We start from the raw sequence: 21,212 nt of genomic DNA, 5'->3' as shown, positions 1-21,212 counted from the left end.
AATTAACAAAATGATGAACATTTTTTTGACAATCCAGATTCGATGAATCCATTAAATCTATTATAACAGGGTATATTTTTTATTGTAATCTCTTCTTTTTGGCTTTCATATGTTTTCATTATCTTGTAATTAACCTAAGATTTGTGCTTATATGAGTAGCTCCACCAAAAAATCTATACTGCTAAAGTTTTTAATATGGAGATATCGCCATATTTCTACCAAAAACTTTGTCTTAGTCCTAAGTATACTAGTAGGTTTTTGTGCTGGTTTAATATCGCTACTTCTTAAAAACATTACACATTTGATCCAAGTAGTGTTGGAGAGTGATATTATATCCTGGCAGACATCTTTTTATTTTATCATACCTGTAATCGGATTATTGATAGTGTATGTTATTACAAAGTTTATCTTTAAAAAAGATATCAAATCAGCGATTCCACTAATCTTATATGCTCTTTCTAAAAAAGATGGTAAAATAAGACCTGTAAGCGGTTATCTTCCGCTGCTTTTAGCTCCAATAACGGTAGGATTTGGAGGATCCGTAGGTCTTCTGGGGCCTGCTGTAGGATCAGGATCTACATTAAGTTCTAGTATAAGCCGAGTTTTTAAATTAGATACAAAAACCAGATTTTTATTAATTGGGTGTGCAGCCGCAGGAGCCATATCTGCAGTTTTCAAATCTCCTCTAGCAGGTTTAGTGTTTGCTGTAGAAATATTTAGTCTGGATTTAACGCTCACCTCCTTGCTTCCCTTATTATTTGCTTCAGTATCTTCTATCATAACATCTTATTTTTTTCTTGGAGATGAAGTATTGTTCCGATTTCAAGTACTAGAAAAATTTGATATCTACGATACGCCTTTTTATGTAATTCTTGGAGTTGGTACCGCTATTGCATCTATATACTTTACTAAAATGTATTTTGGGATATTATCCTTTTTCGATCGTTTTCCAAAAAAAATTCATCGATTGCTTATTGGAGGATTTGCTATTGGAGTGATGCTATATTTTATACCTCCACTCTATGGAGAGGGATTAGGTTTTATTAATGATCTTTTGAATGGAAATCATTTGGCAGCGATAGGAAATACTCCTTTTGATAATATGACTAATAATATCTGGATGATTATAGCTTTACTCACAGGAATTACAATTTTTAAAGCGATTGCAATGACTGCTACTTTTGGAGCTGGAGGATCTGGTGGTATTATTATTCCAACATTAGTAATGGGAAGCGCTCTGGGGAATGTAGTTGCTAAAATCATTAATAACATTGGAATAGGATTTCAGGTCTCGGAAGCAAATTTCACTTTATTAGGAATGGCAGGATTAATCGCAGGGGTATTACACGCTCCTTTAACATCTATATTTTTAATTGCTGAAATTACTACCAGCTATGAATTGTTTGTGCCTTTAATGATCACAACGTCTATATCATTTATCATTTCCAAAAACAGCATTGAACATAATATCTATACCAGATCTCTTGCAGAACGAGGACTTTTGCTCACCCATGATAAAGATCAAACGGTTTTAACGCTTATGAAATTAGATGATTGTATAGAAACTAATTTTATATCGGTACCACCGCATTATACCCTAAAACAATTGCTAAGTGAGGCTGTAGCCAAATCAAACCGAAACCTATTTCCTGTAATTGACGAATCTAACACCTTACTAGGCATTGTAACTTTAGACAATATTAGAGACATTATGTTCGATGTTTCTTTATATCATAAAACAACAGTAGAAATGTTAATGATACAAGTAGAAACTTCCATTATTTATGAAAGTGATGATGCTAAAAAAGCGATGCGCAAATTTCAAGATACAGGAGCATGGAATCTTCCTGTGATAAAAGATGGAAAATATTTTGGTTTTATTTCAAAATCAAAACTACTAACTGCTTACAGAAGAAAGCTTATTCATTTTACACGATAAAAAACCTGCTGAAACTAAATTCAACAGGTTTTTATACACTTAGCAATTCAAACTACTTTTTTATTAATTGAACTACCTGAGTTCTATCATTAAATTCTATTTTCATCAAATACATCCCATTCATTAGATGAGGTGCATTAATGCTAAAACTACTATCCTGAATTTTTATCTTCTTATTTTCTAACACCTTCTTACCAGTAAGATCATACATTTCTATATGTATATCATCTGCAGAAAGATTGGTCTTAGATAATGTTACTTGTAATGAATTTGTAAAAGGATTAGGCCAAGCTTTCGCAAAATTGCCATTAGGAATATCTATTTCATCTACACTTAAAGTTTGAGACGTTGGTTCTCCTATTAACACTAATCCAAAAGAAGTCCCAAAAGTTACCGTTCCATTCGACACTATAGCTAAACTACCAGAAAAATAATCTTGTAATTCCGTACCATCAGACCACATACCAAAAACATCTAATGCTCCTACAAAATCATTATCATTACCTGTATATACTAATGCTTTATCGTCTATACCATTCTGATCATATTCTCTTTTAAAAGTATATGGTGTATCCTGTAATTTAGTATGTTTCCCAGCTCCAACAGAAACATGCTCTCTTCTAAATCTTCCTATTTTCTGATAATGAAGCAGTGTTAAGGAAGGAATAGAATTTGGATTGCTTAAATCACTAAAATTCATATTGGATCTAAGAGTAGCATCTCCAGTAGCTCCTCCGCCAGGTGTGAGTGTTCTTGCTGTTTCATCTCCATAATAAATTTGGGCAGGTCCAGGAGTAAGTAATAATTTTGTTCCAGCTTCGAATGTTTTTTGACGATTTCGGTCAAAAACTTCTTCTGTATCATGATTCGTCAAAAAGTTCATGGCACTTTTTCCTTGTCCTAGCTGATTTTGCAACAAATTATCATAACGACTAAAAATACTTTCTAAACCCTCTTCTGCATTAAATCGAAATTCGAAATTAATCAAATTAGCAAATCCATTATTATAATAATCTACATTAAATCCATCTCCCGTAAAAGTTCTTCCCATGCTTGGTGCATTATAGTTAAACACCTCACCAGTCATCCAGAAATCTAAATCATCCAGTTTCTTAGTTGGATTATTTGTCTTCCATTCTCTCAAAGCGATAATTCCTTCTTCTTCTAGTTCTTTCCAAACAGCTTCCTCTACATGCTTTACTGTATCCACCCTAAATCCATCTACACCATATTTTCTTACATAATCCGTTAACCATTTTATGATATAACTTCTTGGTGATCTGGACTTACCTGTTCTGTTAAAAAAATCATTCAATTCATTTTCTTCACTATCTCTTCTTCCTTCCTGACTCCACTTTTCTAACAACCAATTTGGCAGACTAACATTATCATTAGAATCAGTTCTAATATCTGGTAAATTATCTACCAATTCACAAGGAATTGTTCCTCCTGGACCTTGAAAATTACAATTAGGATCTCTACGAACCCACTCATCTGGCCAAGATTGATTTTGATCGGTGCTAGTATCTGGTCCTACATGATTAAGAACAACATCCATTAATACTCGAATACCATGTTCATGTGCTATGTCTACAAATGTTCCGAAAAGCTCATTCGTTCCCAAATTAGCATCGATGTTTGTCCAGTCTTTTGTCCAATATCCATGAAAACCATATCCTGCGCCTGGTACCGATCCATAGATATTTTCCACTGGTGGAGTAATCCAAATAGCATTTACTCCAAGGTCATCAAAATATCCTTCCTCAATCTTATTAATAAGCCCTTGCAAATCTCCTCCTTCATAATTTCTTAGTGCCGGACCATCCTGAGGCCTCCCGTAAGAAATATCATTAGATGTATCTCCATTCTCAAAACGATCTGTAAGGACAAAATATACTGTTGCATTCTCCCAAACGAATGGTAAATTCTTATCTGATTGTGTGTAACCTACCTTTGATAAACAAAGCATAAAGGTTACTGCAATTAGTAACTTCTTTTTCATTGTGTGAATTTTTAGTTTTTGTTTGTGTTTGATTTACGTATAAGTTTTATTTGTCATGTTTTAGAACCATACTGTTCAAAAAACTTTTGATTGTATCAAAACGGATCTTTTACAGAACTATTAGATCTCTTTTTTACGAAAACCTTTGATTGTTAATAAATTGTCCAAAATTCATTGTAAAACTCAATTCAATTATGAAATATGTAATAAGAATATTGTTCATAGCAGTGGTTATTCTTGTATCGGTAGGTTATTACTATAAAAACACCGGAGATCACCTTACCGGAGATAAATGGGTTGGTATTGGTATCCTTGTAGCTTCTTTTATTCTAATGCCTTTGTTCATATACCATAGATGGAAAGATAAAAAGGTAAAGGATTATATGTTGACCGAAGAAAACCTTCAGAAAATGAAGGATTTTACTAAAGAAGAAAAAACTGACAAAAACTAAAATTATGCAAATATTTACATTTTAATAACAACTGTTATTATATTAAAAGCTACCTTTAGAATTCATAATATTATCTTATTACAATGGAAGGAACAGTAAAATTTTTTAATGAATCTAAAGGTTACGGATTTATTACCAACGATGAAACCGGAAAAGACATTTTCGTGCATGCTTCAGGATTAAATGGTGAAGCTCTCAATGAAGGTGACAAAGTAGAATACCAAGAACAAGAAGGAAGAAAAGGAATTATTGCGGCGCAGGTTCGCGTAATTCATGGATAAAGATATATTCGAAAGGTTACAAAAGACGCTATAAATAGCGTCTTTTTTTATTTTTGTATGTTATATTTATCTCTAAATACTTTGCTTTGGAACATCAGATACTCTAATATTTTTAATCCATCTCTTGTACTCAGTATTGTTTGTATCTCTGTCTCCTGATCCAAAAAATCCATAAAATTATAAAACTCTGTTTCTGGAATCTTTAGTTCTTTTATAAAAAACTCTTCTTTGTAATATTGATGTAGTCTAATTTCTGGGGTATCTTCTTTACTTTTTTTCTGAAAAATACCGGAAACCGCCTGAACAAACCCCATAAGATCAATGGAAACTCCAGCACCTTCATTCCCAGATTTTAGCACCGTGTTTTCTACTGGTGATTGCGCATCATTGGGTCTAGCCACACCCATTTGCTTAAGTTGTTCTGCATTCCAAAAAGGAAGGTTTTTTTCGTAAGTCGGAATATCCTCTAGGTCTTTCTTAATATCACCAGTTAAAGAATATTGAGATATATGAACTTCATCTAATGTATTCACTTCCGGTTCTAGAAAAACTTTGTAGTTATCTGATAATAATTGTTCTTCTGTTATTTGAAATTTCTTTAGTTTATACTGAACTGAAGAGAAAACGACAATATCTCCAAGATCAGCAGGAATCTCAAAGTAGCCAGACTTACTACTTATGGTTCCTATTTCTTTGGTAAGGTTTACAATATTTATCGCTTCTAATTCTAATGCATTAACTATAACCTGACCCTTTAACCATGAATTTTGTTGACCAAAGCTTAAGAACGAAATTAGTGACAACAGAACACTTGTATATCTTTTCATTAGAAATAATAATACTAGTTTTCCATTATTACTTTCTCTTCTGATTTTCATCATTGAAGATTTTGCTCTGCTGTATCAAATGTTCTAGAACCCTAAGCTCGTCTCCTGTTTTTAATATCTTCTTTGTTTCAGCCTGTTCGTTTATATAATCCAGAAAATTATACAATTCTGTTGCTGGTATTTCTAATTCTTCAACAATAAAAGTTGCCTGATAAAAATCCGTTATCTTCCGGATTCTCGTATTACCATGATTTGTTTTATCCTTTTTCTTAAACAGACTCGCTACCATTCTACCTACCGCTATTAGGTTTACTGGTGTAGCATCCATCTCATCAACAATCACTCTATTCTTTACCGTTTTTACTCCCATCTCCTTGATAAAAGGAGTTTCATCTAAAACTTTTGCATTAAACATAGGAAGGTTATCCTCATATGTTTCTATTTTCTTGATATCCTCTTTTACTTCTCCAGACAGATCATATTGAGAAACTATCACCTCATCTAACTCATTCACCTTGGTTACCAATAGTATTGCAAGATTTGCTTTCTTCAGATCCTTTTTGGTAACTATATGTGTTTTTTGATAATGTTGAACAGAAGAAAAAACAATGGTATCTCCTTCTTCTGCTTTTATTTGAAAATAGCCAACATCATCATTAATTGTACCTAATCCTTTAGTAAGATTGATAATATTTATAGATTGCGGTTGCAAAGTATCTGTCAATATTTTCCCATGCAAGACATCTTTTTCTTGTGCATAACCGACAAGACCTAGTAAAGAAAACACAACATAAAGTTCTTTTTTCATTTTGATTGATTCTACCAAAAAGACGAAAAACAATAACTACGGTTGCAACAAGATTTGGATTTTTTTGGTACTAAAAAAGTAAAGAAGTAACATCTGTTGGTTTAATTTTCAGTTTCGAAATAATTTTCAAAAAGGCTAGTGCGGTAATAAAAGCATCACCAGCAGCTGTATGCCGATCACTTTTGGAAATTTTTAAATCATCACATAATTCATCAAGCGTATAATGATTATATTTTCTCTCTCTACTATAAATTAGATGTTTGGTCTTTCTAAATAGCACTCCTGTATCCAAAAACCTATTTTTCAATGTCCCTAAACCTTGTCTTTGAAGCGCACTATTGATCATCCTTCTATCAAAGTCTGCATGATGCGCAATTAATACAGCATCTTGGATAAATCCCAAAAACATCTCAATAGCATCGCTTTCATGTACTCTTATATACTCGTGATTTTTTCGAATTCCATGAATTTCCACCGTTTCAGAATTAAAAACATCCTGTTCTAGATATAATTCGAGTTGATCAGACACATCAATACTCATACTCTGAATTGCCACAGCCCCAATGGATAGAACTCTATCATTTTTATAATCAAAACCTGTAGTCTCTGTATCAAAGGCAACAAACCTAGTCTCTTCTACCTTCTTTTTACTAGTCTGGTTTTCGAAATAATTAAGATACTCCACCCAAAACTCAGGGGAATTCTTTTTATCCTTATTTGAAAACCAAAAATTCATTTACATATATGTTTTTAATTGAAAACGAACTCTAAGCACTTCTTGTATGTCTCTAATGGGTCTAAAGCACCTTTTAAGTTTCAATTTATCATTTTTGCTAAGTGTATTTAATTGAATATATCTCCCTGAATCTTTGTGCATCAACCCTTGCCTTGCCCTAAACTTTAATAATACCCTAAAAGCTTTTGCACAACTTTCGAAAAGCTCTTTATTATTTGGTTCTAATGCTGCAAGTTTCTCATAACGCAGTAATGTATTATTAATTCCTTTTAAATTATGATATAATGCTAAAATTCGTGCACCATCAATTAGTACCATCATCGCCCTTATTTTGATATCGAAAGTATCTTTATGTTCTCCATTTTGTTCCACTAAAAATTGTTTAAAAAAGCCTAAAGGAGATGGTTTTTGTAATGCGCTAACACCTAATAACCCGAGAAATCTTTTACTCTTGTTCACGCCATCAAATACGACATCTGATAATTGATTTACCATATCAGTATCACCATATACAGCCTGAAAATCAAAAAATATAGACGACAGTAAAGTGCTTTCTTCAGTCGGAGTTGTCATCCAATCTCTAAACTGTTTCTCCCATTCAGATACCGACATGCACCATCTTGGGTTACTAGCCATCATCTCTGCTGGACAATATTCAAAACCAATCGTATGTAAATTCTTAGTAATTCTTCTTGCTAACTCTAAAAAATAATTTTGAGTTTCTGTATACCTTATTTCCTCAACATCTTCAAATACAATAGCATTATCCTGATCCGTAATTAATAATTGCTCTCTTCGTCCTTGGCTTCCTATTACTAAAAAACTAAATAATACAGGAGGTGATGAATCCATCTCTTGTAAAGACAAATCAATCGTTCGAACTACTAAGGCGTCATTTATTTCTGAAATAAGATTTAAGATATGCATTGTAGGAATATCTTGCTCTAAATAGGTAGTTAGTAACCTTTCTACTTGTTTTCTGATATATCGTAACCGCTGGATTTTTTTTACCCTTTTGATTTCCTTTATTAAAACTGAAGGATTATTTCCAAAGGATACTAACAAATCATGATTAGAAAAAACACCAACAGTTTTAGAGTTGCGCGTGCCATCTTTTGTAATACAAAGGTGACTTATGTTGTTTTTAATTAAAGCTATTTGTGCTTCTGCAACTGTTATTTTTTTAGAGTACGCTTTTACGGGTGTTGTCATTACCTCAGTAACATGAGATTCGGTTGATATTAATCCAGTAGCCACTTTAGCTCTAAGATCACTATCCGTAATAATTCCGATTGGATACTTTTGATCATCAACAACAACGATCGCATCGGATTTTTTAGCATTCATTTCTATAGCAATATCTTTTACAATAGCGTCAGAAGTGCATATAAGAGGCTTCTTGCGATAAGAAATAGTGCGTAACGTAGACAGGTCACTAGCTGGCTCGATAGTAATAGTATTGTCTATTTTTTTTCCCTTTTCGGTTTCTGTAAAATAGTTTCTAGCATGCGTAGCAAAAGTCTCTAATAAAAAATTATTTACTTCTTTATTTTCATCAATAAAAGGTTTAAAAACTGAAGAAGGAATTGCATATACGATGGACTCTTCGTTAGCCAAAGCAGCCATTCGATAATTCTTTTTGATAATCATAATACGCAATCCAAAGAGATCTCCAGAATCACAAATATCCACGAAGTTTTGAATATTTCCTGTAGTTCTATATAACCCTATTGCTCCTTCTCTAACAATGTAGAACTCATCATGACATTGCTCATCTTGCCTAAACACATAAGCTCCTTTTTCCAAATACAATACTCTAATTTGGCTAGAAACAAACAACAATTCTTCTTTAGAAAGCAAACTAAAAGGTGGGAACTGTTTTAAAAAATCCTGAATTCGCTCTGCAATTGTATTTTTCACACCTTTAATTTTAGTATGTATTGAATAATAGACCAACGATTAAAGAAAGTAAACCTCTCATTATTCCCTTATTACTAAATTCACAATATCACGGCAATATTTAGATCAATTTAGGTTTCGTTTCTCCACAAAAAAGCGCTTAAGTATTTCGCTACATTCTTCTGCCAAAACACCTCCTACCATTTTAGTTTTTGGATGAAGTTTAGTTCCCATAGTAATAAAACCTCTTTGTTCATCTCTGGCTCCATATACTAATTTACCAATTTGGCTCCAATACAGAGCACCAGCACACATCTGACAAGGCTCTATCGTTACATACAGAGTACACTCTTTAAGGTATTTCCCTCCTAAAAAATTGGCAGCAGCAGTAATAGCTTGCATTTCCGCATGTGCTGTAACATCATTTAAAAGTTCTGTGAGGTTATGGGCTCTAGCAATAACCCTATCGGCTACTACTACTACCGCTCCAATAGGTATTTCTCCTTTATCATAAGCCATTTCAGCTTCCTGCAGTGCTTTTCTCATAAAATGAGAATCATCATAGGGATCAAACATAATAATTTCAATTTCAAGTAAAACTAATAAATATAATTATTCTTATTTCATTGAAATCAATATTCTACCAAACTTATATATCTAATTTTAAATTGATACTCCAGCTCATTTCAAAATAGTACTTTTGCTTCATGAAAGAAAAATTACTTTCTCGTATAAAATACCCGCAAGATCTCAGAAAACTTTCTCTTGATCAATTACCAATATTAGCGCAAGAATTACGCAATTTTGTTATTAATATCGTAGCGACCAAAGAAGGTCATTTGGGAGCTAGTTTAGGCGTTATAGAATTGACTATTGCGTTGCACTACATTTTTGATACTCCAAACGATCTATTGGTTTGGGATGTAGGACATCAGGCATATCCTCATAAGATTCTTACAGGAAGAAAAGATCTATTTCATACCAATCGACAATTACATGGTATTAGTGGATTTCCTAAACGCAGCGAAAGTGAATACGATACTTTCGGAGTAGGACATTCCTCCACTTCTATTTCCGCCGTTTTAGGAATGGCCATTGCTTCTAAATTAAAAGGAAACATCACCAAACAACATATTGCGGTAATTGGAGATGCTTCTATCGCTAGCGGAATGGCATTTGAAGGTCTTAATCATGCTGGTGTTACCGATGCAAACATGTTAGTAATTCTTAATGATAATTCTATAGGAATTGATCCAAGCGTCGGTGCTTTAAAAGAATATTTAACCAAAGCCAAAGTAGGATACAAACCCAAAACAGACAATATTATCGAAGCACTTAACTTCTCTTATTTTGGTCCTGTTGATGGTCATGACTTACCCGGTTTACTTAAAACTTTAGAAAACCTAAAAAATAAAAAAGGCCCTAAATTATTGCATATTATTACCACTAAAGGTAAAGGGTTAAAACAAGCCGAAGAAAATCAGGTAAAGTACCACGCCCCTGGAAAATTTGATGCTGCTACTGGAGAGTTAGTTCCTAAAAAAGATACTCAAGAACCTCCAAAATTTCAAGATGTATTTGGCCATACTATTTTAGAGTTAGCAAGAAAAAACAAAGATATTATCGGGATTACTCCTGCTATGCCTACTGGTAGCTCTCTAAAATATATGATGGAAGAAATGCCAGACAGAGCATTTGATGTTGGTATTGCGGAACAACATGCTGTTACTTTAGCTGCGGGAATGGCTACCCAAGGATTAATACCATTTTGCACCATATATTCTACTTTTCTTCAACGTGCTTATGATCAACTAATACATGATGTGGCCTTACAAAATCTACCTGTAGTCTTTTGTATTGATCGAGCAGGATTAGTGGGAGCAGATGGTGCTACTCATCATGGTGTTTTTGACATTGCTTACACGAATTGTATCCCAAACATGATAGTTGCTGCTCCATTAGATGAAATTGAACTACGAAATTTACTATACACCGCTTCTTTGAGATTAGATAATCCAATCTCCATAAGATATCCAAGAGGTAGAGGTAGGATTTTAGATTGGAAAAAAGATATGACAGAGGTTCCAATCGGTAAAGCAAAATGTCTTTTAGAAATGGATTCTGATATAGCAATACTATCTACTGGGACAATTGGAAGCAATGTATCTGATACTTTAGATACACTTTCAGCAAAAGTAAGTCACTATCATTTTTGCTTTATCAAACCATTAGACAAAGAACTCTTAAAGGAAATATTACAAAAACATAAAATAATTATTACAGTAGAAGATGGTGTTATCAAAGGTGGTTTCGGACATTCTATAATCTCTTTTGTGAATGAAAATAAACTTGGAAATAAAATATATACCCTAGGAATCCCAGATAATTTTATCCATCATGGAACAACAGAAGAATTACAGGACATCTGTGGTATTTCTTCTTCAAAAATAAAGGAGACAATTCTAAGACTTCTTTAACTATATATCATTTACTGGATTGCTATTTTAGTAGTAAATCTATTTCCTTCTTTAGTTTCGATCTGTAATAGATAAATCCCTTCTCTTAAATTTTCGGCATTGATATTATAAGAATTATCGAGTTGAATTTCTTTATTATACACAACTCTCCCATTTAGATCAATAATACTCACATTACTGCCTCCAAAAGCTCTGGAAACATTAATTACAAAACTTCCATTAGAAGGATTTGGTGTTATTCTGAAGATACTATCTTCAAAATCTTCTACATTTAATAGACAAGATACTTCTGATGTTGGCGGAATATCAAATGCCTCTGTCTGATCTGTTCTATCAAGAGAATTACCTTGTGAGGCACTCCAACCAAGCCCACGTCTTGCAAACACTTCCCATATTAAACAGGCATTTGCTCCAGAATTTGCAACTTCGTCTGCCATAAGTATAGCATCACGACCATCAACAAAACCCGGGTTACAAGATTGTAGTTTTAATCCATCTATAATCAACTGCATTGCTAAATTATTTCCTCCTGTCCCGTTATATAAATCCGGGTCAAAACCATCTCTCTCTATAAGAGCCCAAGCCAAATCCCAAATCATTGATGCCCATACAGATCCTACTCCGTGAGGTGCAGAAAAATTTGTTTCATTATTAGTATCAGCATAGGTTACCGGATTAATACTCATATTAGTACTATATGGAAATGGTCTAATTCCTCCACCTGTCGTTGGTTGTCCTGCAGCATATGTACCAATTCCTCTGCTATCTTCGCCAGTATCTCCAGACTCAATAGTCATCATCAGTGCAAACCAATCTGACCATCCTTCACCCATTTGTTCAGTAAACTGGATACAATTACCATCAATATCTCTTAGCGCGCAAGAAGTTAAACATCCAGAGTTATTAGCTCCTCCAGTTAATCGAGTGGAAATTCCATGTCCATATTCATGAATTACAATTCCATTATCAAAACTACTATCTTCTGCAAAAAAGTTTCTTCCTACATCTGATATAGTAACATTAATTGTTGTTGAACTCATTTCAGCTATCAACGCTTCTCCATCATCTCTACCAATCATTACTGCAGGAATAGTAATACTGCCATCATCTCCTCCCATCGCTATAGGATCTCCTGCAACATTATTTACAACTACCACAGCAACAGCACCTGCAGCCTGACATCTAGCTACTTTATCATCAAAATTACAAGAACCACGTCTTACTACTGCAACTCTTCCATTAAGATCAGCGGCATTTATTATATTAGAGCAAGCATCATTGGCATCTGCCGAACTGTCATCATCAATTGCAAGTGCTAAATTAGCCGTTAATCCACTTGGAAATTCGGGAGCATCTACATGCCCTGGATTAAAAGAATTATCAACAGTAGTATATGATCCTCCTAACGTTCCTCCGTTCACAACAAAAGTATTAACAGATGGATCTGCTTGTGGGTTCCATAAGAACATTTGCATTCTTGGGTTAAAACCATCAGGTGGTGTTCCAAAATTAGCATTATTAAAACCAGAACCATCTTGAGCATCTGCAAAAACTTCATCACCGTCCGATCCTCCTCTTCCATAATTATTAAATTGAAAGTTCCCCGCAGTTTCGTCAAAACCATAGTGATACCAAACGTCATGGGCAACATTATTCCCATAAAACAGGTTTGTTATTGAAGCATCTTCAAAATTTTCTACCAAAGCATCAGGATCAAAAGGAAAATCAAATACTAAATTAGATCCACCATCAGCCAAGTTTCCAATTCCATTATTAGCATTTACATCTTCAGATGCAATTACATTATTACCTCTAGTGGTCGTAAATTCTGCACCATTTGCACCATCAGTATCATGCCAACCAAAAGGAGATGCTGTAGCATCTGCTGGATTAGACACCAAGACTCTATTACCATGATTAGGACTTTCTATAGCAGGAATAGGATAAACATTATACGTTCCGTCCATAAAAAAATCATATTCTCCGGCATGAACTCCAAAAGAATTCTTATGTATTACCGCCGAAGATTTCTCTTTAACATGAGAATGATCAAATGAACATTCTGTCATCCAATCAGTTTTATCAACTACTTCTCCATTTAATGCATTTACTCTGGTACTATACCAATGCTTCCCATCTAGAGTATAAATACTAACATCCCAAGTAAGTATTAATGTCTCATCTTTCCAAACGTACATAGGCCGAACAGGTATTTGCTCTTCAGAAACATTTTCATCATAAAAAACTACTGTTTGATTTCCTTTCTTCTGAACTGTTTTCAAATTAATAGAAGCATTAATTCCTGCATCAGAAGCCACGTATTGTACAGCATCTTCGGCTAAAATTGAAGGTCGTGTTGTAGTTACTATTTGGGAAAGATTCTTATAAAATTTCTGGTTAGAAGATACTACTTTACCATTTTTTAAAACAAAACTACCTATAGCATTGTAAATTGGAATCTCATTATATTGTTGAATGACATATACATTGGAAGCATCTAAGCTTTTAGAAAAAGATTCTCTCTGTATTTGTAATCCCAAAATATCGTTGGGGGACATCCCTTCTTCTATTAAATAATCCTTAATTAATTGAAGATTTGAAGACTGTCCATTCATACCAACAGAATGAAAAATCATAACAAAAAATAGAATACTTACGTAGTATTTTTTCATTTTAAAATTATTTAAAAAAGTGACTATCTTTAATTTTCAGAGGTGTAAAATAGTAAAAAAAAGAAACCTTAAATGTTAAAATTAGATTTCTATACTCTCTTATTTACCCTAAAACTTACCAAATCTAAGCAATGTAACACCCAAACAATGTTGTCGGAATTATTTGATAAAACTTTCAAAAAAATGATTTAAAAAACTACTTTAACGATACATCAAGAGAGATTTCATCTCTTTTTTTCGTTAAACTATTACTCTTCTTTAGAGCGTTTATCTAAACTTGTAAACCTCTGATTTTCTGAAACTTTAACAACGCATTTCCATCCGTAAGACTTGCGACATAATTACTTATGCTAATCAGTCTAGTGTATAGATCTTCATGAGAATAATCAAAATTACTTCCTTCTGCTTTCAAGATTAATTTATCATAATTAGAAGCCTCTTGATTATTATAATTATTGGTTGCTGTACAATACCGATCTAATAAAGTCGCCAAAATTTCATATCCAGCGATTTCTTTTTCAACCACTTCTGTACTCTGGTATATATTGGCAACACTGATTTTGATAATATCATCTATTTGTGCTTGGTACTTACTCTTATCGATAAGTGCTGTATCAAAATTACCAGATAAAATATCCTCTTCGTATGTAATAAATGTATTTGCTGCTTCTTGAATTAATGTATTTATGGCAAGTGCTCTCAAATAACTTAATCGATCTGCAGTAGTAGACAGACTGTTGTATTTAGCTGTATTTATCGAGTCTTTTACCAATTTAATGAGATACTCCAACGCGTACTCTTCTTGTATGAGTCCCAAATTAATTCCATCTTCAAAATCAATAATAGTATAACAAATATCATCTGCTGCTTCTACTAAAAATGTCAACGGATGTCGACTATAGGTTATTTCATCTCCAATTTGTTGAGGAATTAAACCAACTTCTTCGGCGACTTCTTTGAAAAATGCACTTTCATTCTGAAAATATCCAAACTTCTTATGCGCTATATGAGGAGTTGGTTTTTTAGGCAAAGATGCTTTTGGATATTTCATAAAAGCTCCTAAAGTAGCATATGATAATCGCAAACCACCTTCTATTCCTTTTCTGGACTCTGTTAGAATTTTAAAACCATTCGCATTTCCTTCAAAATCAATAAGATCTTGATATTGTTTGGGGGTTAAAAATTCTTTATACTTCTTCCCTTTTCCAGTAGCAAAATACTCTCCTATTGCTTTTTCTCCGGAGTGTCCAAAGGGTGGATTTCCAATATCATGTGACAAGGAGGCCGCAGCTACAATAGCTCCGAAATCATTAAACTGATATCCATGAATTGTAGCCAGATGTGGATGTTTTTCTAAGACTTTTTTACCTACAACACGACCTAGCGAACGACCTACAACCGAAACTTCTAAGCTATGAGTCAAACGTGTATGTACAAAACTGGTTTTAGACAAAGGAATTACCTGTGTTTTATCTTGTAAACTTCTAAAAGCAGAAGAAAATATAATCCTGTCATAATCTACTTCAAACCCTAATCGAGTTTCGTCTTGTTCTTTTCGTAATCTTTTATTCGTATCCCCTTGTCTTTTCAAAGAAAGAAGCTGTTCCCAGTTCATCATACTTTCAAAATTCTAGCAATTTGCTATCAAAATAATAATAGTCCAAATATAACACTATGAAGTTATGTATAAAATGAATTATCATTCCTATCCATAAAGTATTATATCTGTGCCGTAAATATCCTAATAATAACCCAAATGGAAAGATCCATAACAATGAGATTACCGAAAAATGTACCAGAGCAAAAATAAAAGCTGTTAGAATAATAGTGACTCTCGTATTGGTGATTTTCTTCAATTGATTATATAAAAAACCCCTAAATCCAAGTTCTTCAAAAATTGGTGGAAAAACGGCTACAAAAAGAATAGCCCAAAACATTGGATTTGGATAATCGACATATGTAAAATAGTAATTGTAATGCTCCTCAAATACTTCTGTATTGATATACTCTACTAGATAATATACTATAAATGCAGAAGCAAATGGTATCGCAAGATATCCCAAAAGATAAAGTGGTTTAATTTTAGGAAATCGATACAATTTCATGATATTCTTAAAATCAAAGAACGTAAAACCTACAATAATCAAAGCAAAAATGCTTTCTGTAGCGATCTCCTTAAGTAATGAACCTTCTTCATTAAACAAAAAATAATTCATCATTAAAAACACCAACATAACAATGTAAAATGCAATGACCAGATTAAGATGTTCTCTTTTTACTTTTCCGGAAATTTTCTTTTTAATAGGGGTTCCACAGTTAGGACAAAAATTAACCGCGTTTTCTAATGAAGCACCACAATTTCTACAAATCATATTCATATTATTGTTCTTTTACACTTTGTGATGCAGAATACATTCCTTTTATCAAAAAACTAAGAATTATGATTTTTAGCAAAATTCCTTCAAATATACGAGAAGGCTCATCAATAATGTTTACAACGATTACCATGAGATATAATAGTAATCCAGACAAGATTGCTGCAAACGGTTTTTTCTGAGACCAATATGCAAGGACCAAATAGATAATAGCAAGAATAGCACCAGCTATAAGAACGGCAATATCTCCCAGATTCATAAACAAAATCAATCCTGAAACAAAGAAAATACCTGCCATCCAATACAATGTATTTCTCGCAGAACTAATTTTTTTACGATCTTCTCTGATTTGGCTTTTTTTCAGAACTCTTTGGGCGTGAAACTTTGCCTTTTCATTGTCGTCTCCATTTTCGGGAAAACCGCAATAGGTACAAAACTTGGCATTGTCAAGCATTTCTTCATTGCACTGAGAGCAATGTGGGAGTTGGATAGTTATCTCTTCCATACTATAGGTACTATTAGATCAGGGATTCTAAAGATACTAAAAAAGCGCTTTTATAAGATATAAACGGTTTTTTTTAATCCTTTACACATCTAAGTATCGAAAACATCTTATTTGTTACCCTTAAAATCTAATTTTTGTTGTTTTTATTGCATAAAAAAGGGAAGCTAAATGCTTCCCTTTCTTGCCCTATATAAATGGTCTTAATTAAGACCCACACATTAAACAGTCATCTCCTTCAGCTTCTTTAGATTGCGCTATTAACGCTCTCAATTCTTCAGGAGTTAATGAAGTTCCTTCTGCAGAAACTTGTACTTGTTCCGCTTGTGGTTCTGTCTTAGGAGTGGCTTGTGCTTCCATAACCTGTGCAGCAGCCACTGCTACTTTTTCTGCTTGCGGTTGTTCTTTCTTTTCAGTTTTTAATGTAAACTTAATCGCATCAACCGCAGACTTCGTTCTTAAATAATACATTCCTGTTTTCAATCCACTTTTCCAAGCGTAGAAATGCATTGAAGTAAGCTTAGCCATCGTTGCACCTTCCATAAATAAGTTTAACGATTGAGATTGATCTATAAAGTATCCTCTGTGGCGAGACATATCGATAATATCCTTCATACTCAACTCCCACACTGTTTTATATAACTCTTTAAGATCTTGAGGGATGATATCTATATTCTGGATAGATCCATTAGCCCTCATAATTGCATCCTTAAGATCATCACTCCATAAATTCAGTTTTACAAGATCTTCTAAAAGATGTTTGTTTACAACGATAAACTCTCCAGACAATACACGTCTTGTATAAATATTACTTGTGTATGGCTCAAAAGCTTCATTATTTCCTAAAATCTGAGAAGTAGATGCTGTAGGCATTGGCGCGACTAATAATGAGTTACGAACTCCGTGCTCTAATACTTCTTTACGAAGTGTAGCCCAGTCCCAACGACCACTTAATTCTTCATCTTTGATCCCCCATAAATTATGCTGAAATTCTCCTTTAGAGATCGGAGATCCTTCATATGTTTGGTAAGGTCCATCTGCAGTTGCCTCTTCCATAGAAGCAGTTACAGCAGCAAAATATAAAGTTTCAAAAATCTCTTGATTTAACTTTTTAGCCTCATCACTAGTAAACGGCATTCTTAACTGAATAAAAGTATCTGCTAATCCTTGTACTCCTAATCCAATCGGACGGTGACGCATATTAGAATTTTCAGCTTCTTTTACGGGATAGTAATTCCTGTCGATTACTTTATTTAAGTTTTTAGTAACACGTTTTGTGATTCTGAAAAGCTCTTCATGATCAAACTCACCATTTTTCACAAACATTGGCAATGCAATAGAAGCTAGATTACATACCGCTACTTCATCCGGACTTGTATACTCTAAAATCTCTGTACATAAGTTGGACGAACGAATCGTACCAAGGTTCTGCTGATTTGATTTTCTATTTGCTGCATCTTTATACAACATATAAGGAGTACCAGTTTCAATCTGTGATTCTAGGATTTTCTCCCATAACTCACGTGCTTTAATCGTTCTACGTCCTTTTCCTTCTGCTTCATAACGCACATAGGTTTCTTCGAATTCTTCACTATGCATATCGAATAAACCAGGACATTCGTTAGGACACATTAATGTCCATTCTGCATCTTCCTGTACACGTTTCATAAATAAATCTGGAATCCACATTGCATAGAACAAATCACGAGCACGCATTTCTTCTTTACCATGATTCTTCTTCAGATCTAAAAAGTCAAAAATATCAGCATGCCACGGTTCTACGTAAATCGCAAAAGAACCTTTTCGTTTTCCTCCTCCTTGATCTACATAACGTGCTGTATCGTTAAATACACGTAACATCGGCACAATACCATTAGACGTACCATTAGTACCTGCTATATAAGATCCTGTAGCTCTAACATTGTGTATAGATAATCCTATTCCTCCCGCAGATTGTGAAATCTTTGCCGTTTGCTTTAAAGTATCATAAATACCATCGATACTATCTTCTTTGGTCGCTAATAAGAAACAAGAAGACATTTGAGGTTTTGGAGTACCAGAATTAAATAACGTAGGTGTCGCGTGTGTAAAATATTTTTTCGACATTAATTCATACGTTTCTATAGCTGCATCTAGATCATTTAGATGAATTCCTATAGAAACTCTCATTAACATATGCTGTGGACGCTCTGCTATTTTACCATTTAACTTAAGTAAATATGAACGTTCTAATGTTTTAAAACCAAAATAATCGTATCCAAAATCTCTGTTGTAGATAATCGTAGAGTCTAACTTTTCTTTATTAGCCATGATTACCTCATACACCTCATCAGAGATCAATGGTGCTTTCTTCTCTGTTCTAGGATTTACATACTCATATAAATCCTTCACTACTTCAGAGAAGGTCTTTTTAGTGTTTTTATGTAAATTAGAGACTGATATCCTCGCTGCAAGTTTGGCATAATCAGGGTGTGCGATCGTCATAGTAGCTGCAATTTCTGCTGCAAGGTTATCCAGCTCGCTTGTAGTTACTCCATCGTATAACCCTTCAATAACCCTCATGGCAACTTTTACTGGATCAACTAGTGAATTTAACCCATAACACAGCTTTCTTACCCTTGCGGTAATTTTGTCGAACATAATTGGCTCCTTGTGACCGTCTCTTTTTACTACATACATACGTTTTTGGTTTTTATAAAATTCTTCTTTTGAAGAACTACGATATTAATTTGTGTTTATATTCCTCTTCATTACTGAAAGTCATAATTAATTGCGTGATCTCCCCCGAAATCAGATACTAAAAAGAAACCTCTGCATTATACAAATCAGAGAATTTATACAAGTAAAATACAATTATTGACTTTCGCCTTTTTTTGTTTTGGCAAGCTTTTAGAAAGCTTAATCAAACTGAGCTAATCGATTACTTTTATAGATTTCCTATATTAATTAGCTCAGAATGAATATATTATTATTCTGAAGTGACTTTTAGAGATTAAAAATCGGCATCAAAACTTATCTTATTATCCTCGGTATCTTTATTAAGAACTCCAGCTTTCTGATATTCCGATACTCTCTTTTCAAAGAAATTAGTTTTTCCTTGTAATGAGATCATATCCATAAAATCAAATGGATTTGCAGTTCCATATTCTTTTTCACAATTCAACTCTAACAACAATCTATCCGTAACAAACTCTAGATATTGTGTCATTAGATTTGCATTCATTCCTATTAAACTTACTGGAAGAGATTCTGTGATAAATTCTCTTTCGATATTAAGTGCATCAACAATTATTTCACGAATTCTTTCCTTTGGCACTTTATTAATCAGGTGATTGTTATGTAAGTGTACTGCAAAATCACAATGCACACCTTCATCTCTTGATATCAACTCGTTAGAAAATGTAAGACCTGGCATCAGACCACGTTTTTTTAACCAGAAAATAGAACAGAAAGCACCTGAGAAGAAAATCCCTTCTACTGCTGCAAATGCAATTAACCTTTCTGCAAAAGAATCAGAATCGATCCATTTTAACGCCCAATCCGCTTTTTTCTTAATCGCAGGAAAGTTTTCAATTGCCTTAAATAAGATATCTTTTTCTTTTTCGTCTTTTACATAGGTGTCAATTAACAAAGAATAGGTCTCAGAGTGAATATTCTCCATCATAATTTGAAATCCATAAAAGAACTTTGCCTCACTATATTGAACTTCATTTACGAAATTTTCAGCTAAATTCTCATTTACGATTCCATCTGAAGCAGCAAAAAATGCTAAAATATGTTTGATAAAATATCTTTCATCATTTGTCAATTTTGTACTCCAATCTGTAATATCCTGATGTAGGTCAATTTCTTCTGCAGTCCAGAAACTAGCCTCTGATTTTTTATACCAATCCCAAATGTCATGATGTTTGATAGGAAAAATAACAAATCTATCCTTGTTTTCTTGTAAAATTGGCTCTACTGCATTCATCTTTTTTTCTTTAAGCTAGTTATCTATTTTTTTTGTTTCCGTTACGGACTAACAAAGATCAAAAAATGCTCCAAATGTTTCACAAAAATTTGGCAAACGTTTTCAACAAAGTTTTCAACACGAAGGGAATTAAGCAATAAAAATCAAAATTCACCAGAAACCAGCTAAAACACTGATTTACAAATAATTAAATTAACAAAAAAAGATATAAACAACACTGTTAGTAACCTTAAAAAACACTTATTTTTCAGTTGCTGACGCAGTTTTTTGTC

Annotated in this window: 16 protein-coding genes; 4 read left to right on the top strand and 12 right to left on the bottom strand. The window is 33.4% G+C overall.

The genetic code is table 11. The features are described 5' to 3' along the window. Positions 1 to 151: 151 nt before the first annotated feature. A complete protein-coding gene (locus ABD077_RS06210) occupies positions 152 to 1,939 on the top strand; it encodes a chloride channel protein (RefSeq protein WP_343911490.1) in 1,788 nt (595 codons plus the stop codon). 52 nt (positions 1,940 to 1,991) lie between these two features. On the opposite strand, the gene ABD077_RS06205 is transcribed toward ABD077_RS06210, so the two are convergent. Beyond that, the gene (locus ABD077_RS06205) at positions 1,992 to 3,941 is read right to left on the bottom strand and encodes an alpha-amylase family glycosyl hydrolase (protein ID WP_343911489.1); all 1,950 of its coding nucleotides are present in this window, start codon (positions 3,939 to 3,941) and stop codon (positions 1,992 to 1,994) included. A gap of 194 nt (positions 3,942 to 4,135) precedes the next feature. On the opposite strand from ABD077_RS06205, the gene ABD077_RS06200 reads away from it, so the two are divergent. Beyond that, positions 4,136 to 4,393, top strand: a complete 258-nt coding sequence (locus ABD077_RS06200) for a hypothetical protein (protein WP_343911488.1) — start codon at positions 4,136 to 4,138, stop codon at positions 4,391 to 4,393. 83 nt (positions 4,394 to 4,476) lie between these two features. Next, a complete protein-coding gene (locus ABD077_RS06195) occupies positions 4,477 to 4,674 on the top strand; it encodes a cold-shock protein (RefSeq protein ID WP_299603854.1) in 198 nt (65 codons plus the stop codon). A 47-nt stretch (positions 4,675 to 4,721) separates the two neighbouring features. Here ABD077_RS06195 and ABD077_RS06190 read toward each other — a convergent pair whose 3' ends face one another. The 5 genes from ABD077_RS06190 to ABD077_RS06170 form a co-directional block, all read right to left on the bottom strand. Beyond that, positions 4,722 to 5,552, bottom strand: a complete 831-nt coding sequence (locus ABD077_RS06190) for a peptidase associated/transthyretin-like domain-containing protein (RefSeq protein WP_343911487.1) — start codon at positions 5,550 to 5,552, stop codon at positions 4,722 to 4,724. Beyond that, on the bottom strand, positions 5,530 to 6,309 hold the full coding sequence (locus ABD077_RS06185) for a peptidase associated/transthyretin-like domain-containing protein (protein ID WP_343911486.1): 780 nt from the start codon (positions 6,307 to 6,309) through the stop codon (positions 5,530 to 5,532). The genes ABD077_RS06190 and ABD077_RS06185 overlap by 23 nt, the downstream gene beginning before the upstream one ends. Before the next feature lie 70 nt (positions 6,310 to 6,379). Beyond that, complete coding sequence (locus ABD077_RS06180; RefSeq protein ID WP_343911485.1) at positions 6,380 to 7,045, bottom strand: 3'-5' exonuclease; 666 nt, start codon at positions 7,043 to 7,045, stop codon at positions 6,380 to 6,382. After that, positions 7,046 to 8,965, bottom strand: coding sequence for a DUF294 nucleotidyltransferase-like domain-containing protein (locus tag ABD077_RS06175; protein ID WP_343911484.1), 1,920 nt, complete (start codon positions 8,963 to 8,965; stop codon positions 7,046 to 7,048). Between the two features lie 105 nt (positions 8,966 to 9,070). After that, positions 9,071 to 9,520 carry a nucleoside deaminase gene (locus tag ABD077_RS06170; protein WP_343911483.1) on the bottom strand — a complete coding sequence of 150 codons (450 nt, stop codon included), beginning with the start codon at positions 9,518 to 9,520 and terminating at the stop codon, positions 9,071 to 9,073. 131 nt (positions 9,521 to 9,651) lie between these two features. Between ABD077_RS06170 and ABD077_RS06165 the strand changes: the two genes are divergently transcribed. Then, positions 9,652 to 11,421, top strand: coding sequence for a 1-deoxy-D-xylulose-5-phosphate synthase (locus ABD077_RS06165; RefSeq protein ID WP_343911482.1), 1,770 nt, complete (start codon positions 9,652 to 9,654; stop codon positions 11,419 to 11,421). Between the two features lie 11 nt (positions 11,422 to 11,432). Here ABD077_RS06165 and ABD077_RS06160 read toward each other — a convergent pair whose 3' ends face one another. The 6 genes from ABD077_RS06160 to ABD077_RS06135 form a co-directional block, all read right to left on the bottom strand. Continuing rightward, on the bottom strand, positions 11,433 to 14,093 hold the full coding sequence (locus ABD077_RS06160) for a T9SS-dependent M36 family metallopeptidase (protein ID WP_343911481.1): 2,661 nt from the start codon (positions 14,091 to 14,093) through the stop codon (positions 11,433 to 11,435). 271 nt (positions 14,094 to 14,364) lie between these two features. After that, the gene (gene dgt / locus ABD077_RS06155) at positions 14,365 to 15,708 is read right to left on the bottom strand and encodes a dGTP triphosphohydrolase (protein WP_343911970.1); all 1,344 of its coding nucleotides are present in this window, start codon (positions 15,706 to 15,708) and stop codon (positions 14,365 to 14,367) included. A gap of 7 nt (positions 15,709 to 15,715) precedes the next feature. Then, positions 15,716 to 16,471 carry a CPBP family intramembrane glutamic endopeptidase gene (locus tag ABD077_RS06150; protein ID WP_343911480.1) on the bottom strand — a complete coding sequence of 252 codons (756 nt, stop codon included), beginning with the start codon at positions 16,469 to 16,471 and terminating at the stop codon, positions 15,716 to 15,718. Position 16,472: 1 nt separating this feature from the next. Continuing rightward, entirely contained in the window at positions 16,473 to 16,973 is a 501-nt protein-coding gene (locus tag ABD077_RS06145; RefSeq protein ID WP_343911479.1) for a zinc-ribbon domain-containing protein, read from the bottom strand. Between the two features lie 204 nt (positions 16,974 to 17,177). Continuing rightward, positions 17,178 to 19,649, bottom strand: a complete 2,472-nt coding sequence (locus ABD077_RS06140) for a ribonucleoside-diphosphate reductase subunit alpha (protein WP_343911478.1) — start codon at positions 19,647 to 19,649, stop codon at positions 17,178 to 17,180. A gap of 313 nt (positions 19,650 to 19,962) precedes the next feature. After that, complete coding sequence (locus ABD077_RS06135; protein ID WP_299894680.1) at positions 19,963 to 20,940, bottom strand: ribonucleotide-diphosphate reductase subunit beta; 978 nt, start codon at positions 20,938 to 20,940, stop codon at positions 19,963 to 19,965. Positions 20,941 to 21,212: the final 272 nt, after the last annotated feature.

It is taken from the genome of Aquimarina litoralis, assembly GCF_039523995.1.
Taxonomy (GTDB): Bacteria; Bacteroidota; Bacteroidia; order Flavobacteriales; family Flavobacteriaceae; genus Aquimarina; species Aquimarina litoralis.
Note: the sequence above shows the minus strand (reverse complement) of the source record. Positions and strands in the feature narration are given on the sequence as shown.

What these genes read in the sequence shown, in the direction of transcription:
- ABD077_RS06135 (WP_299894680.1), bottom strand. Translation starts at nt 20,940, where the DNA reads ATGAATGCAGTAGAGCCAATTTTACAAGAAAACAAGGATAGATTTGTT.
- ABD077_RS06210 (WP_343911490.1), top strand. Translation starts at nt 152, where the DNA reads ATGAGTAGCTCCACCAAAAAATCTATACTGCTAAAGTTTTTAATATGG.
- ABD077_RS06180 (WP_343911485.1), bottom strand. Translation starts at nt 7,045, where the DNA reads ATGAATTTTTGGTTTTCAAATAAGGATAAAAAGAATTCCCCTGAGTTT.
- ABD077_RS06200 (WP_343911488.1), top strand. Translation starts at nt 4,136, where the DNA reads ATGAAATATGTAATAAGAATATTGTTCATAGCAGTGGTTATTCTTGTA.
- ABD077_RS06150 (WP_343911480.1), bottom strand. Translation starts at nt 16,471, where the DNA reads ATGAATATGATTTGTAGAAATTGTGGTGCTTCATTAGAAAACGCGGTT.
- ABD077_RS06165 (WP_343911482.1), top strand. Translation starts at nt 9,652, where the DNA reads ATGAAAGAAAAATTACTTTCTCGTATAAAATACCCGCAAGATCTCAGA.
- ABD077_RS06140 (WP_343911478.1), bottom strand. Translation starts at nt 19,649, where the DNA reads ATGTATGTAGTAAAAAGAGACGGTCACAAGGAGCCAATTATGTTCGAC.
- ABD077_RS06185 (WP_343911486.1), bottom strand. Translation starts at nt 6,309, where the DNA reads ATGAAAAAAGAACTTTATGTTGTGTTTTCTTTACTAGGTCTTGTCGGT.
- ABD077_RS06170 (WP_343911483.1), bottom strand. Translation starts at nt 9,520, where the DNA reads ATGTTTGATCCCTATGATGATTCTCATTTTATGAGAAAAGCACTGCAG.
- ABD077_RS06160 (WP_343911481.1), bottom strand. Translation starts at nt 14,093, where the DNA reads ATGAAAAAATACTACGTAAGTATTCTATTTTTTGTTATGATTTTTCAT.
- ABD077_RS06190 (WP_343911487.1), bottom strand. Translation starts at nt 5,552, where the DNA reads ATGAAAATCAGAAGAGAAAGTAATAATGGAAAACTAGTATTATTATTT.
- ABD077_RS06145 (WP_343911479.1), bottom strand. Translation starts at nt 16,973, where the DNA reads ATGGAAGAGATAACTATCCAACTCCCACATTGCTCTCAGTGCAATGAA.
- dgt (WP_343911970.1), bottom strand. Translation starts at nt 15,708, where the DNA reads ATGAACTGGGAACAGCTTCTTTCTTTGAAAAGACAAGGGGATACGAAT.
- ABD077_RS06195 (WP_299603854.1), top strand. Translation starts at nt 4,477, where the DNA reads ATGGAAGGAACAGTAAAATTTTTTAATGAATCTAAAGGTTACGGATTT.
- ABD077_RS06205 (WP_343911489.1), bottom strand. Translation starts at nt 3,941, where the DNA reads ATGAAAAAGAAGTTACTAATTGCAGTAACCTTTATGCTTTGTTTATCA.